Source organism: Streptomyces gilvus (assembly GCF_022513565.1).
Classification (GTDB): Bacteria; Actinomycetota; Actinomycetes; order Streptomycetales; family Streptomycetaceae; genus Streptomyces; species Streptomyces gilvus.
Window position 1 is genome coordinate 749,706 of sequence record NZ_JAKWBE010000001.1, and the last position, 11,471, is coordinate 761,176.

Annotated in this window: 11 protein-coding genes; all 11 read right to left on the reverse strand. The window is 72.1% G+C overall.

Annotated features, from left to right (window positions below; genetic code table 11):
* Position 1: 1 nt before the first annotated feature.
* The 11 genes from rfbC to MKW14_RS03475 are packed head-to-tail and all read right to left on the reverse strand — an operon-like array spanning position 2 to position 11,470.
* Entirely contained in the window at positions 2-553 is a 552-nt protein-coding gene (rfbC, locus tag MKW14_RS03425; RefSeq protein WP_240858678.1) for a dTDP-4-dehydrorhamnose 3,5-epimerase, read from the reverse strand.
* The gene (locus MKW14_RS03430) at positions 550-1,782 is read right to left on the reverse strand and encodes a polysaccharide pyruvyl transferase family protein (RefSeq protein ID WP_240858679.1); all 1,233 of its coding nucleotides are present in this window, start codon (positions 1,780-1,782) and stop codon (positions 550-552) included. The genes rfbC and MKW14_RS03430 overlap by 4 nt, the downstream gene beginning before the upstream one ends.
* Positions 1,779-2,726 carry a glycosyltransferase family 2 protein gene (locus MKW14_RS03435; protein ID WP_240858680.1) on the reverse strand — a complete coding sequence of 316 codons (948 nt, stop codon included), beginning with the start codon at positions 2,724-2,726 and terminating at the stop codon, positions 1,779-1,781. Before MKW14_RS03435 ends, MKW14_RS03430 begins: the two co-directional genes overlap by 4 nt.
* On the reverse strand, positions 2,723-4,030 hold the full coding sequence (locus MKW14_RS03440) for an MATE family efflux transporter (protein WP_240858681.1): 1,308 nt from the start codon (positions 4,028-4,030) through the stop codon (positions 2,723-2,725). The genes MKW14_RS03435 and MKW14_RS03440 overlap by 4 nt, the downstream gene beginning before the upstream one ends.
* Positions 4,027-5,310 carry a DUF4910 domain-containing protein gene (locus MKW14_RS03445; protein ID WP_240858683.1) on the reverse strand — a complete coding sequence of 428 codons (1,284 nt, stop codon included), beginning with the start codon at positions 5,308-5,310 and terminating at the stop codon, positions 4,027-4,029. Before MKW14_RS03445 ends, MKW14_RS03440 begins: the two co-directional genes overlap by 4 nt.
* Positions 5,298-6,323, reverse strand: coding sequence for an NAD-dependent epimerase/dehydratase family protein (locus tag MKW14_RS03450; protein WP_240858684.1), 1,026 nt, complete (start codon positions 6,321-6,323; stop codon positions 5,298-5,300). Before MKW14_RS03450 ends, MKW14_RS03445 begins: the two co-directional genes overlap by 13 nt.
* Before the next feature lie 3 nt (positions 6,324-6,326).
* Positions 6,327-6,974: a PIG-L deacetylase family protein gene (locus MKW14_RS03455; RefSeq protein WP_240858686.1), complete on the reverse strand. Its 648-nt coding sequence runs from the start codon at positions 6,972-6,974 to the stop codon at positions 6,327-6,329.
* Entirely contained in the window at positions 6,971-7,765 is a 795-nt protein-coding gene (locus MKW14_RS03460; protein WP_240858688.1) for a sugar phosphate nucleotidyltransferase, read from the reverse strand. Before MKW14_RS03460 ends, MKW14_RS03455 begins: the two co-directional genes overlap by 4 nt.
* On the reverse strand, positions 7,762-8,997 hold the full coding sequence (locus tag MKW14_RS03465) for a class I SAM-dependent methyltransferase (RefSeq protein ID WP_240858690.1): 1,236 nt from the start codon (positions 8,995-8,997) through the stop codon (positions 7,762-7,764). Before MKW14_RS03465 ends, MKW14_RS03460 begins: the two co-directional genes overlap by 4 nt.
* Entirely contained in the window at positions 8,994-10,235 is a 1,242-nt protein-coding gene (locus MKW14_RS03470; protein WP_240858935.1) for a glycosyltransferase, read from the reverse strand. Before MKW14_RS03470 ends, MKW14_RS03465 begins: the two co-directional genes overlap by 4 nt.
* Positions 10,236-10,237: 2 nt before the next feature.
* Positions 10,238-11,470 carry an O-antigen ligase domain-containing protein gene (locus tag MKW14_RS03475; protein ID WP_240858692.1) on the reverse strand — a complete coding sequence of 411 codons (1,233 nt, stop codon included), beginning with the start codon at positions 11,468-11,470 and terminating at the stop codon, positions 10,238-10,240.
* Position 11,471 lies beyond the last annotated feature (1 nt).

The following is an 11,471-nucleotide window of genomic DNA, read 5'->3' on the forward strand; positions in this document are numbered from 1 at the left end:
TTCACCCTTCCATGCGCTTCAGGACCTCGGCGAGGCTCGGCGCCTCCCGGTCCCGCTGGGACGTCGACGTGACCGGCAGGGGCCAGGGAATGGCGAGTTCCGGGTCGTCGAAGGCGATCGTCACGTCCTCGGAGGGATCGTGCTCTCGGTCGATACGGTAAGAGGTGTCCGCGACGTCGGTAAGAGCCTGGAAGCCGTGAGCGCATCCCGCGGGGATGTAAACGGTCTTCTGCGTCTCACCGGACAGCTCGAAAAAGGCCCGGCCGAGGTACGTCGGCGAGTCGGGCCGCAGGTCCACGACGACGTCGAAGATCTGCCCGTACGAGCACCGCACCAGTTTGGCCTCGCCGGCGCCGGAACGCAGGTGCAGGCCGCGCAGCACGCCCCGGACCGAGCGGGAGACGCTGTCCTGGACGAAGGCGTTCGGGTCGAGGCCCACCGAGCGGACCACCTCGGCGTCGAACGTGCGGCAGAAGAAGCCGCGTTCGTCCGCGTACGGCGTCGGCTCGAACAGGTGGGCGCCGGCGATCTCGGGGACTTCGGTCGCTCTCATGAGGCCTTCCGCAGGGCGTGGGCGTGGGTCTTCGCCGGGAACAGGGTCTTCGTCAGGGTGGTGAACTGCTCGGCGAGTTGCCGCGCGGCGACCCGGTTGCGGTCGGTGAGGGTCCGCCGTACCTCCGCCGCGTGCTTCTCCAGGTCCCGGAACTGCTCCAGCAGCCGGTCGGCGTCGACCTCGCGCGCCGGGTGGCAGTACGCGCCGAGGCCCATGCGGTCCATGAGCGCGTTGCTCTTCGCCGCATAGCACAGGGCCAGCACGGGCGTTTTGGTCTTCAGCGCGCAGATCAGGTTGTGGTAGCGGACGGCCACCACGGTGTCGGCGGCCGCCATCTCGTTCATCAGGTCGGCCAGGGAGGCCGGTTCGGCCGCGGTGACCAGCGGTGAGTCGACGGCGTCGAGGATGGCGGCGACCACCGACAGATCGCACTGGTCGCCGGTGAGGAGCCGGACCGGTCTGCCCTCCTCGACGAGCGCGCGCACGAACGTGATCGTCCCGTCGAGGTAGCGCCGGTATATCTCCTCGGCCCGGTCGCGGTCGTCGTTGCCGCCGTGGAAGTCCATCACGCCGAGGCAGACGGGACCCGGCGCGGCGGTGGGCGCGCTCGACGGCGGTGCGGGCAGGGAGAACGCGAGATCGGGGTAGACCTCGTCGCGCGAGGTGTCCACACCCATCGCGCGCATCGCGTCGCGGGACTGCTCGTCCCGGTAGGACCGGTAGGCGGCGAGCCGTGCCGACCAGCGCACCAGGGCCCGGGTGGGCCGGCTCCCGATCCCGGCGGCGCCGACGCTGACCAGCGCGACCCGGGTGCCCAGCAGCCGCCCGCTCGCGCAGAGCAGGAACAGCGAGTACGGGAAGCCCCACGGCCGCAGCGGCAGGGTGGCCTCCAGGACGCCCATGCCCGGCACGATGACCACGTCGTGCCGGCGCACCCAGGCGGCGGTGCGGTAGGCGTCGACGAGTTTGCCGACTCCCTTCGACACGATCGAGCTCGCACGGGACGCGGTCCGGTACTCCGCGCGGTTCCAGTGCAGCCGTGTCGCGGGGATCCCGAACCTGGCGGTCACCGCCTCGGGCCCGCCGCACAGCGCGTCCACGCTCGCGTCCGGATGCTCGGCGCGGAGGTAGCCGAGTACGGCCTCCAGCGACCCGTCGTTGCCGAGGTTGCCGGAGCCGAGCAGGCCGAACACCCCGACGCGCACCGGGGTCTCGTCCGCCGAGGTCATGCCCGCCTCCCCTCACGGCCGGCGACGAGGTCGTCCACCGAGACGGTCAGCTTGGCCGGGTCGACCGGGGCGCGGTCCTCGACCCGCTCACCGGCGCCCGGCCGGACCCGGCTGGTCGTCCAGGCGGCCAGGTGGCGGTAGCACTCGCGCCGGTCGGCCGGGGACAGCGGCGCCCGGTGGACCGCCGAGACGAAGCCCCAGACGTACTCGGCGAGCAGCCGGGGCGTCGGATGCAGCACCCCCGCCCGGCGCGGGTCCAGGTTGACGCACCGGGAGCGCTTGGAGGGGTTGGCGCGCTCGGCGCGGGTGGGGTGGTCGCGGCGGAAGTACAGCAGTTCCGGCACCTGGTGGAAGCGGCCGTGCAGGGCGATCTCGGCGACGAAGGTGCGGTCCGCGTGGTGGTAGCTGTCCATGGGCCTCACCCGGCGCAGCGCGTCGGCCCGGATCACGCCGTAGAAGTCGTCGCCGCCGGGCTCGAACAGCATGCTGCGGAAGCGGTCGGGCGCGTGCGGCGAGGCGGTGTCGAGCGTGTACTCGTAGGGGACCTTCACCTGGCCGTCGCCGTCGATGACCGCCTGGTCGGCGTGGGCGAGGATGACGTCCGGCCGCTCGTCCAGCGCCTCGACGCAGCGCCGCAGCAGGTCCCGGGCGTAGAGGTCGTCGTGCGAGGCCCACTTGAACAGCTCGCCCCGGCACTCGGTGAACACGTAGTTGTGGTTCGGGGTGGCGCCGACGTTCCTGGGCAGCCGGATGTAGCGGACGCGCGAGTCCTGCGCGAGGTACTTGCGGCAGATCTCCTCGGTCCCGTCGGTCGAGGCGTTGTCCGAGATGACCAGCTCGAAGTCCTCGTAGGTCTGGCCGAGCAGCGCGTCGAGCGACTCGGCCAGGTACTCCTCGCCGTTGTAGACGGGCAGGCCGATGCTCAGTCTGGGGCGGTCGGTCATGAGGTCCTCACTTCGGGAACGGAGTCGTGACGGCGCTCGCGCAGGGCGGACCGCAGCTGCAGCCACCACACGGCCGAGCCGCTGACGGTCGCGGCGGCGACGCCCCAGGCCGAGCCGACCGTGCCGGCGAGGGCGGCCCCGCCGAGTCCGCCGCTCACGTAGCAGACGGAGGCGAACAGCTGGGAGCGCAGGCTGCGCCGGGCGGCGCCGAGGGCGCGCAGCCCGGCCGCCGCGCCGGTGCCGAGGCCCGCGCCCGCCACACTGAAGGTGATCGGCACGATGAGATGCGAGGAGGAGTGCCAGACGGTGCCGAGCACCAGGTCGCCGAGCCGGTTCGGCAACAGCAGCAACGAGCCGCCCCACAGCAGCGCGGCGACGGCCTGTCCGCCGCCCAGCAGAAGGCAGAAACGGCCGAGGCGGTGGGGGGACTGCCGCAGCACCCGTGCCGCCTCCGGGACGGTGACCAGGGACAGTCCCATCAATACGGCGAGGAAGGGGCCCATCAGGAGCTCGGCGCCCCGCACCGCGCCCACCGCGCCGACCCCGACGATCGCACCGAGCCCGTAGGCCCGCAGCTGGCTGGCGCCGCTGAGGCTGACGTTCTCCACCAGGTACCGGTAGCCGAGATCGCGCTGCTCGCGCAGCCACCCGCGCGCCTCGGTCATCCGGGGCCGGATGCCGGACTGGAGGCAGCCGTACGCGGCGGCCACCGCGGCGGACGCGCCCCAGGCCAGGACGAAGGCGCCCACGGTGTCCACATGGGCCGCCGCGACCATCGCCGGGACGAGCGCCACGCACCACACGACATCGTTGACGAAGGCCTTGCGCCCGTTGCCCGCGGCGAAGAACGCGAACCGCCAGGCGTCCTGCAGCAGCAGTCCCGGCAGCATGACGCCCAGGCAGGCGAAGGCGGCCCCCAGCCGGCCGCCGAGAGCCAGTCCCGCCACCAGGGACACCACGCCGATGGAGGTGCCGACGCCGAGCGCGGTGCCCGTCGACCGGGCCACCGCCCCACGCCAGGACGCCTCCGGCACACCGCTGAAGCGCACCACCAGCGGGTCGGTGGACAGGCCGCGCGAGACGTTCAGCACCACGCCGTAGGTCACCCAGGCGAGGCTGAACACGCCGAACGCGGTCACCCCCAGCGAGCGGGCCACGTAGATGCCCACCGCGAAGTTGCTGATGCTCGAGGCCGCCTGGTCGGCCAGTCCCCAGGACAGCCGGCCGACGAGGGCCCGCCTGGCGGATCCGGCGCGTGGCGCCACTGTCTGCGGATTCTCCCCCTCGACGGGCATCGACGTCATGTCTTGATCAGCCCTGCCTCGTGCAGGGCGTCCGCCGCGGCGGCGACGGCGCCGAACGGCAGCCCCGACCGCTCGGCGACGTCCAGCAGGGCGTGCTCGCCGTCGGAGAGGTTGAGCACCCAGAGCATGGCCATCTGGGCCTGCTTGGTGTCGCTGCGCCCGCCGAGCGCGTCGTACAGCCCGCGCCGCCCCAACTGCGGTTCTCCGTAGGGGCTGAGGTTGAGGTACCGCCGGTTGCGGTCCAGGACGGCGAACGCCTCGCGGCACACCGCGAGGGTGTCCGCCATCGCCTCCGCGGAGACGAAGTCCAGGTTGTCCGCCGAGGTGTGGTACTCGGGGTAGCCCGCGTACGGGGTCCGGGTGAGCGAGCCGACGCCGAGGTTGAACCCGGGTGAGCAGTACTGCCGCTCGTCGTAGCCGTACGGGGTGAACTCCGTGATGCGGTGCGGCCGTTCGGAGGCGGTCAGGACGTACCGCAGCACCCGGTCGATCTCCGCGTCGCCGCGCCTGCTCCGCTTGTACGTGAGCGAGCCCGGGTCGCCGGCGCAGGCCAGCACCAGGCCGTGCTTGACCCGCTCGACCCTCTCGGCGTTGCGGGCCAGCCAGGTGATCGCGCCGATGGTGCCGGGCGCGAAGATGAACCGGTAGGTGTAGTACGGCGTCTGCTCGGCCAGCTCCCGGGCCAGGAACACCGCCACCGCCACGCCGGCCATGTTGTCGTTGGCCAGCGCCGGATGGCAGACGTGACAGGAGACGATCACCTCCTCGGCGACCTGACCGGGCACCACGTGCTCGGCGTAGGTGAGATGGCCGTCGGCGAGCGTGGAGTCGATGCGCACCTCGTACTCGCCGTCCGGCATCGCGTCCAGGGTGTCCTGGGCCAGGCAGAAGCCCCACTCCGGCTTGTAGTAGCTGGTGCGGTACGGCACCCAGGACGGCTGGTCGGGCAGGGTGTGCAGGTGTTCGCGCAGCTCGGACAGGGGCATGGTCCTCGCCACCGGCACGCTGTAGCCGAGCACGTGCAGGCTGGACGCGGCGAAGTCGACGACCCGGTTGCCCTCCGGGTCGGCGATGTAGGCGTCCCGGATGTTCCACTCCTGCGGCACCGTCCAGTCCAGCACCTGGGTTCCGGTCGGCACCTCGTGCACCTGGAGCGGGATGTACTCGCCGACGATGTCGAGGGTGGCGCGCACTCCGTCGCCGGTGATGCTCCGGCAGAGCGGGTACAGCCGCTCCACCAGGGCGTACATCTCCTCGCCTTGCTCGGTCACCGGCGCCACCGCAGGGTGTCGTCGACCGTCCCGGCGTCGGAGGCCGCGCGCAGCACCGCGAGGCGGGTGAAGCGCTGCTGGAAGGCCTCCTGGGTCAGGCCGTGCGCGCGGTAGGCGTCGGCGAGTTCGAGCGCGCCCCGCTTGACCGTCCACTCGCAGTCGAAGCCGGGGATCGCGGCGCGGAACCGGGAGAAGTCCACCCGGTAGGAGCGCGGGTCGGCGCCGGTCTCGCCGGTGATGACGACCTTGGAACCGGGCACCGCCTCGGCGACCTGCTCGGCGATCTCGGCGACCGTGACGTTGTTGGTCTCGCTGCCGATGTTGAACGCCCGGTCGTGCACCGCCTCGCGCGGCGCGGTCAGCGCGGCGGTGAAGGCCCGCGCGATGTCGGCGGCGTGCACCAGCGGGCGCCAGGGCGTGCCGTCGGACATCACCAGCACCTCGCTGGTCAGCAGCGCGTGCCCGACCAGGTTGTTCAGCACGATGTCGGCACGCAGCCGGGGCGAGAAGCCGAACGCCGTGGCGTTGCGCATGTAGACGGGGGTGAAGTCGTCGTCGGCGAGCTCGTGCAGGTCGTCCTCGACCCGCACCTTGGACTCCGCGTACGGCGTCACCGGGCGCAGGGGGGCGTCCTCGCCCACCAGGTCCCCGCCGCCGGCGGCACCGTAGACCGAGCAGGTCGACGCGTACAGGAAGCGCCCCACCCCGGCCTCGCGGGCCAGCCGGGCCAGGTGGACGGAGGCGTGGTGGTTGATGTCGTAGGTGAGTTCCGGCGCCAGCGATCCCAGGGGGTCGTTGGACAGGGCGGCCAGGTGGATCACGGCGTCGACGCCGGCCACGTGCTCGGCCGTGACGTCGCGCAGGTCCACCCGGTGGCCCTGCGGGTCGTCGGGCCTCGGGCCCAGCACACAGTCGGCGAACAGGCCGGAGTCGAGGCCGACGACCTCGTGTCCGGCGGCGGCGAGGACCGGGGCCATGACGGTTCCCAGGTATCCCTGGTGTCCGGTCAGCAGTACGCGCATGGTTCAACCCCCCAGGTTGAGCTTGAGTTTGGTGACGGCGAACGCTTCGGCGTATCGCTCGTGGCATTCGATGCCGCGGATCCGCGCGAGGCCGAGGAAGGCCTCCCGGTCGTACCAGGGCCGGTGGCGCTGCGAGGCGTAGTGCTCCTGCAGCAGCCGCACCTTCTCCTCGGCGATCTCCGCGGGCAGCGGCTGGTACGCCGCCATCCGGCCGAGGTCGCCGTCCCACTTGACGATCTCGTAGCCGAGCACCAGGTGGTCGCGGAAGGCGGTGGGGATCAGTTGCGCCAGGCCGCGGTGGTCCTGGTGGGCGTCGTCGGTGCGCGGGGCCAGGACCAGGTCCGGGTCGCTCCGCTCGCGCAGTTCCTCGACGGCGGCCTTGGCCTCCTCCCAGTGCGCGGGCAGCCGGCCGTCCGGCAGCTTGTGCACGGTCAGCCTGAGGTCGGCGTCCGGGCAGAACGCGGCGAGCGCGGCCTGCTCCTCCTGCTCGCGCTCGCTGCCGCCGCCGGAAAGCACCAGCGCGTCGACGCGGATGCCCGGCTGCGCACGGCACAGCGTCAGCAGGGTGCCGCCGGCGCCGATGGCGATGTCGTCGCAGTGCGCGCCCACCGCGACGATCCGCCGCGGACGCCCGGCCCCGAGCCCGATCACGCGCTCATCCCGGCGCTGTCCCGCTCCCACACGGCCCACGGGCGGTCGCCGCGGGCGTAGGCGGCGTCGAGCGCGGCACGCTCCTTCACGGTGTCGGTCGGCTTCCAGAAGCCGCGGTGCTGGTGCGCCACCAGCCGCCCGCGCTTGGCGAGTTGGGCGCATCCGTCGGCGACCAGGTCACCGTTCTCGGGTATGTGGTCGAAGACCTCCTGGCGGAGCACGAAATAGCCGCCGTTCTCCCACAGGGGCAGGTCGCTCACCGCGGTGATGCCCCCCACCAGGCCGTCCTCGCCGAGCTCCACGCAGTGGAACGAGGACTGCGGCGGCACCACCATCATCGACGCGCCGGCGTCGCGGGCGGCGAACCGGTCGATCATCTCGTCCAGCGGGGCGTCGGTGAGCACGTCGGCGTAGTTGGCGAGGAACATCTCGTCGCCGTCGAGGTGGTGGCGCACCCGGCGCAGCCGCTCGCCGATGGGCGACTCGATGCCGGTCTGCACGAAGGTGATCGTCCAGTCCGAGATGTCGGTGGACAGCAGCTCGGTCCGCCCGCCGCGCAGCACGAAGTCGTTGGAGGCGGTCTCCTCGTAGGTGAGGAAGAACTTCTTGATGTGGTCCGCCCCGTACCCGAGGCACAGGATGAACTCGGTGTGCCCGAAGTGCGCGTAGTAGCGCATGACGTGCCAGATCAGCGGTCTGGGACCGACCATCGCCATCGGCTTGGGCACGTCGTCGGAGGTTCCGTTGCGCATCCGCATCCCGTAACCGCCGCAGAACAGAACGACCTTCATGACGTCACCTCGACAACGCTCAGTTCCGGGATGGGGAAGACCAGCCGGCCGCCCCAGTCGTGGACGTAGGACAGCTGCTCGACCAGCTCGGCCCGCAGGTTCCAGGGGAGGACGAGCACGTAGTCCGGCTTGTCGACGGCTATCTGCTCGGGCGGCAGGATCGGGATGCGGGTGCCCGGAGTGAACCTGCCGTGCTTGTAGGGGTTGCGGTCGACCGTGTACGCGAGCAGGTCGGGCCGGATGCCGCAGTGGTTGAGCAGGGTGTTGCCCTTGCCCGGGGCGCCGTAGCCGACGACCGTCTCGCCGCGCTCGGCGGCCTCGATGAGGAACTTGAGCAGGTCCCGGCGCACCTTGGCCACGCGGTGGGAGAACTCGGTGTATCCCGACAGCTCCTGCAGCCCGGCGGCCTTCTCCCGGGCCAGCACGTCGGCGACCCGCTGCGTGGGCTCGCCGGCCACCTCGGCGGGCCGCGCCCACAGCCGGATGGAGCCGCCGTGCGTGGGCAGCAACTCGACGTCCACCAGCGTCAGTCCGCCGCTCGCCAGCGCCCGGATCGCGGAGGCGACCGTGTAGTACTGGAAGTGCTCGTGGTAGATCGTGTCGTACTGGTTCTCCTCGATCAGGGTCAGCAGGTGCTGCACCTCGACGGAGACCCAGCCGTCGTCGGCGACCAGGGCGCGCAGCCCCTGGGTGAAGCCGACCACGTCGGGGATGTGCGCGTACACGTTGTTGGCCACGACCAGGTCGGCCGGGCCGTGCTCCTTGCGGACGGCCGCGCCGGTCTCCGGGCTGAGGAACTCCGTGAGCGTGGGCACGCCCGCCTCACGGGCCGTGGCCCCGACGTTCACCGACGGCTCGATGCCCAGGCAGCGGATCCCCCGGTCCACCACATGCCTCAGCAGGTATCCGTCGTTGCTCGCGACCTCGACCACGAAGGCGTCGGCGCCGAGCCCGAGGCGCTCCACGGCGCCGGCGACGAACGTGCGCGCGTGCTCCACCCAGGAGGTCGAGTACGACGAGAAGTACGCGTACTCCTTGAACGTCTCCTCCGGCGTGATCAGCGGCGGGATCTGAGCGAGCCAGCAGTCGGTGCAGACCCGCAGATGCAGCGGGTACGCCGGTTCGGGCTGGTCGAGTCGGTCCGCGGAGAGGAAGCTCTCGCACGGTGGCGTCGCCCCGAGGTCGACGACGCTCGCCGTCGCCTCCGAGCCGCACAGTCGGCATCGTGTCATTGGCTGTTCCCATCCCCCCTGCTCGCACGGGTCTCCCCGGCGCGAGTCTGTGCTGACCGGCCCGCGATCGCGGTGCGGTACTCCTCCAGCAGGCGCTCCAGCCCGACAGCCGGGCTGAAGCCCTGTTCGTAACGGAGCCGGGCCGCGCGGCCCATCTCCGAGCCCAGGGCCGGTTCGGCCGCGATCCGGCGTATGCCGGACGCGAGCGAGGCGGAATCGCCCGGCTCGTGCAGCAGCCCCGTCACACCGTCGTCGACGAGTTCGACGAAGGCGCCGTGCCCGGCGGCGACGACCGGGACCCCGGCCGCCATGGCCTCCACGACCACCAGGCCGAACGCCTCCAGCCAGGTCGAGGGGGCCACCACGGCGACCGAGCGCGCGACGGCCTTCCGGCACTCCGCCGGGTCCAGCAGGCCGACGTGGTGCACGTCGTCGCGGCCGGCCGCCCAGGCGGTCACCTCCGGCTCCAGCGGCCCGGTGCCGGCGATCACGAGCGGCACGCCCACACCGCCGCCCGCCGCGAGTTCGTCCCACGCGGCCATGAGCAGCCGTACGCCCTTGGCCTCCGCGAGCCGGCCCAGATAGAGCACATGCTCCCCGGGGCCCGTCCGGCGAACGTCCGGGTCCGGCACGAAGTTGTGCTTCACCGCCAGCCGTTCGGCCGGCATGCCGGCCCGCGCCAGGACCTCGCGCTGCGCCGCGGAGATGCACAGGAAGCGCTCCACGCCGGTCCACCACCGGCGCCGGTTGACCGACAGGCTGAGCGCGAGCGGCACCGTCGCGAGCCGGGAGCCCCGGTAGCAGCCGTGGCGGACGGCGGGCAGCGGTGTCGCCCCGACGCACTCGGTGCAGGGCCTGCCGTCCCGCTGCAGGGTGCCGGGCGGGCAGATCTGGGTGTAGTTGTGCAGCGTGGCGACGGCGGGCACGCCCGCGTCGGCGCAGGCGGCGAGCACCGCCGGCGACAGCAGCGGGAAGACGTTGTGGACGTGCACCACGTCCGGGCGCTCGGCGCGCAGCCGGGCGGCGAGTTCGGTGCGGACCGCCGGGTTCCACGGCACCCGCACCGGCACCGCGACCTTGGCGAGAAGGGACATGGCGCCGATGTCGTCGCTGCGCCGCTCGAACACCTCGACCCGGTGGCCGGCCGCCCGCAGCAGCTCCACCTCCTGGTCGACGACCCTGTTCTCGCCGCTCGGCTGCGCCGAGGCGTAACGGTTGTGCACCACGAGGACGTGCATGCTCACCTCACCTCCGTTCTGCGGTCCCGGCGCGGGACGGCTCGTCGGGCGACCTCGGGCAGCTCGAGGGGCGGGGTCTCGGCCGGCGTCATCAACAGCGAGGCGGCCAGGGCCAGATGCAGCAGATAGGGCGAGGCGTCGCCCAGACCGGCCTCGGTGTACGAGGCGAGCGCGCAGTAGCTGATCAGGAAGATCGCGCAGGCCCGCTGCAGCGACGGGGGCCGCAGCAGCGCGACGCCGCCCAGCACGAGGAGGAACACCGCGACGAGACCGACGCCGATCAGGCCCTGCTCGTTGTAGACGGCCAGCCAGCTGTCGTCGATCGGCAGTCCGCCGAAGGACTTGTCGCCCAGGCCCACGCCGAACAGCTGCTCCCCGGTGGTCCGGGGGGCCGCCAGCAGGGCGTCCCAGACCTTGGCCCGGCCGGTGAGGCTGGAGAAGTTCTCCTTGCTCTGTCCGCGCAGGAACCACTTCTGGAGCAGGGAGGCGAAGCCCACCGCGGCCACCGTGGCGATCACCACCGCCCAGCTGAAGAAGCGGCGGGCCGCGGTGCTGGTGAGCAGGAGCGAGCCGATCGCCAGCGCCAGCCCGACCAGCAGACCGAGCGTCGCGGTGCGGGTGTGGGTCAGTCCGAGCAGGACCAGGGACGGCACGATGACCAGCGCCGCGCTCTTCCTGTCCGTCCTGCCGCCCATGAGGAGCAGCACGGTCAGCCCGATGATCACCGCCGCGTACTGGCCGATCTGCGGCGGGGTGAGCGGCCACAGCGCGCCGACCAGCCGCCCGCCGTAGAGGTCGGGCAGGGCCGCGCTCGGGGAGACGACCAGACCGGCGGCCACCGACCCGAGCACCGCGAAGTACATCCGGATGTGGTGCCGGACGAACGTCATGCCGTCGTCCCACCAGCGGGTGAGCAGCCACAGCGTGCCGACGAACAGAGCCAGCCGGAAGCACCGGAACAGCGCGCCGAACCCGGACTCCAGATGCGCGCTGGAGATCACGCTCGTCACCAGCAGGAGGGTGAGCACGAACACGTACGCACTGGGCCGCACGCGCACCCGGGGGTTGACCAGGAGCGCCAGCGCGAACGCGGCGACCAGCGCGCCCATGGTGACCATCTGGATGAGGGAGCGGGGCAGCGGGACGATGGTCTTCGCCCCGGCGGAGCCGAGGGTGTTGAGGATCAGCAGTCCCCAGACCGTCCCGATGATCTTCGGTGTGCGCTCGGTCTCCATC

Bases quoted from the DNA above. Each gene is read 5' to 3' on its own strand.
- MKW14_RS03460 (WP_240858688.1), bottom strand. From the start codon at position 7,765: ATGAAGGTCGTTCTGTTCTGCGGCGGTTACGGGATGCGGATGCGCAAC.
- MKW14_RS03450 (WP_240858684.1), bottom strand. From the start codon at position 6,323: ATGCGCGTACTGCTGACCGGACACCAGGGATACCTGGGAACCGTCATG.
- MKW14_RS03440 (WP_240858681.1), bottom strand. From the start codon at position 4,030: ATGACGTCGATGCCCGTCGAGGGGGAGAATCCGCAGACAGTGGCGCCA.
- MKW14_RS03465 (WP_240858690.1), bottom strand. From the start codon at position 8,997: ATGACACGATGCCGACTGTGCGGCTCGGAGGCGACGGCGAGCGTCGTC.
- MKW14_RS03470 (WP_240858935.1), bottom strand. From the start codon at position 10,235: ATGCACGTCCTCGTGGTGCACAACCGTTACGCCTCGGCGCAGCCGAGC.
- MKW14_RS03475 (WP_240858692.1), bottom strand. From the start codon at position 11,470: ATGGAGACCGAGCGCACACCGAAGATCATCGGGACGGTCTGGGGACTG.
- MKW14_RS03430 (WP_240858679.1), bottom strand. From the start codon at position 1,782: ATGACCTCGGCGGACGAGACCCCGGTGCGCGTCGGGGTGTTCGGCCTG.
- rfbC (WP_240858678.1), bottom strand. From the start codon at position 553: ATGAGAGCGACCGAAGTCCCCGAGATCGCCGGCGCCCACCTGTTCGAG.
- MKW14_RS03435 (WP_240858680.1), bottom strand. From the start codon at position 2,726: ATGACCGACCGCCCCAGACTGAGCATCGGCCTGCCCGTCTACAACGGC.